The sequence below is a fragment of the Syntrophorhabdus sp. genome (assembly GCA_012719415.1).
Lineage (GTDB): Bacteria > Desulfobacterota > Syntrophorhabdia > Syntrophorhabdales > Syntrophorhabdaceae > Delta-02.
In genome coordinates this window covers 1-2,197 of sequence record JAAYAK010000207.1, presented here as the reverse complement: position 1 = coordinate 2,197, position 2,197 = coordinate 1, and the positions used below count along the sequence as shown (strand labels likewise).

Genomic DNA, 2,197 nt, shown 5'->3' with positions numbered 1-2,197 from the left:
TGGTGGTCCTTCGGCTCTATGTCAAGGATCGGGGCACCGTGCTCGTCCACCGCGTGCCCTCCCGCCTCCCTGCACATGAAGGCCACAACGGATGCCTCGTACATGAGGCGGAGCTTTCCCTCGGGCCTCAATTTCTTCGGGTCCGGATGATTCACGATGGCGGGATACATGAACATCCCTCCCCGCGTGAGGATCCGGTGGAAGTCGCCCGCGAGGGCCCCGAGATAGCGGAAAGTGTACCGTCTTTCATTCTGTCGCACCCATTCCCGGACCTCTTTCCGGTACGTGTAGCGGTTTGTGGCGTTGAATGATAGTTCCCAGGTATCGGGGGTGTCGGGCAGGATCATCCTGACGGGCTTGACGTAGTTCATGGTCTCGTCGATGTGGAAGCGCCACGTTCCCGCTTCGCGGAAGGCAATGGTCAGGGAACCGGTGGGGATCACGAACATGCCGGCGGCGATGTAGTCCTTTCCCGCCCTCAGGTGGAAGTCTTCGGGGCCATCGAGGTTGCGCTTCGCTATCCCGAAGAGAAAACCGACGGGAAGGCCGTGGGCGACATTGGACGAGCCGTCGAGGGGGTCGAAATAGATGAAGTACCGCCCGCCTTTCTCATTGAGAGGGATGATGTCCTTCGATTCCTCGCTGACGGCCCGTATGACGCGGCCTGTCGTCCTGAGGTAGTGGATGATGATCTCGTGGGCGATGTCGTCCATTTGCATCACGTCTTCTCCCTGGACGTTCACCCTGTCGGTGCACCCGAGGTTTCCCTTCAAGGCCCCCGTGATGTAGTAATGCTCGATGCGCTTTGCCGCGCTGATGATGGCGTCCATGAGGATGAGGAAGTGATAGGTCCGGTTGTGCCTCTCCTGGTGGTGGAGAAGAAAGTTCATGAATGTCTGTTCCAGTTCCATGTGTACCTCTTTGCCGTGATTTGCCGGATGCGGCGGATACCTGTGAAGTATATGTGCTTTCAGACAGACAAGTCAAAGAATAAGAAGCCGGTAAAGACCGTTTCAAGTTCCAGGTTCCAGGTTTCAGGGGAAAAAACCGTTGCGGGTTCTGCGTTCCGGCTCAAAGTCCTGAACCCTGTACCGTATTTGTCTTCAACCTGAAACCTGGAACTTGAAACGGTCTTTACCCTTGAATCCTTCCTTGCGGTTGGCTATTATCCTTCTGTCCGGTGGAGTGATCACCGGAATGCGTCCCGACGAAAGGGGGTTGTTCGATGATGAAAAAAAGGAAAGTGCCGTTTATGCTGTGTTGCCTCGTTTGTACTGTCGTTCTTGCGATCCTGACGGCCGGGAATGCCCGTGCCCAGAGGGTCATGTATGAGAAGCCGAAGATGACGAAAGGTCCTTCGTCGCTGGAGGTCATTCTGGAGCCCTATCTCGACAGGCATGATATCCCGGCGCTTGGGGCTGCCGTTGTCAGGGACGGGAAGGTCCTGGCGATGGGAGTGGTCGGCACGAAGGCGGCGGGACGGGAGATCCCCGTGACGACGGGGGACCGTTTTCACATCGGCTCCGACACGAAGGCGATGACGGCGCTTCTTGCGGCTATGTACGTGGAAGCGGGCAAGCTTCGCTGGAATTCGACAGTTGAGGAGGTATTCCCGGAGCTGAAAAAGAACCTCGCTGCCGGCTGGGGCCAGGTGTCGCTGGAGGGGCTCCTTTCCCATACCAGCGGGATATCCGCCGACGATGAACGGTTCGGCAAACTGCTCCAGGGATCTTTCGAGCAGGGAGATCTGGACCTCAAGGAACTGCGCTACTGGATGTTATCCAGGTTCCTGACCGAGCCCATCGCGGCCGCGCCCAGGAAGCAGTTTGCCTATTCGAACATGGGGTACATGATAGCCGGGGCCATGATCGAACGCGTTGCCGGCAGATCCTGGGAAGAGCTTGTGCTGGAGAGGATATTTGTCCCCTTGAGGCTTCGCAGCGCCGGTTTCGGTCCTCAGTCGACGGTGGGAACGGTGGACGCCCCGCTCCCGCACAGGATCATCGACGGTAAGGCAAAACCCATGCTTGCCGGGCCGAACGCCGACAACCCCCTCGTTCTGGGACCGGCCGGCACCGTGCACATGTCCCTGCAGGATTTTGCCAGGTGGGCCATATGGAACCTGGGAAGGGGCAAGCGCGGTCCCGGTCTTGTCCGTGCGGAAACTCTCGCGAAACTGACGACTCCCGTCGTCGAT

The 2,197-nt window shown here is 58.4% G+C and carries 2 protein-coding genes; one reads left to right on the top strand and one right to left on the bottom strand.

Annotated features, from left to right (window positions below):
* The coding region (locus tag GXX82_12145; protein ID NLT23789.1) for a hypothetical protein at positions 1-911 on the bottom strand (911 nt) is incomplete at its 3' end.
* A 314-nt stretch (positions 912-1,225) separates the two neighbouring features.
* Between GXX82_12145 and GXX82_12140 the strand changes: the two genes are divergently transcribed.
* Positions 1,226-2,197, top strand: a 972-nt coding sequence (locus GXX82_12140; GenBank protein ID NLT23788.1) for a beta-lactamase family protein, incomplete at its 3' end; no start/stop codon positions are given.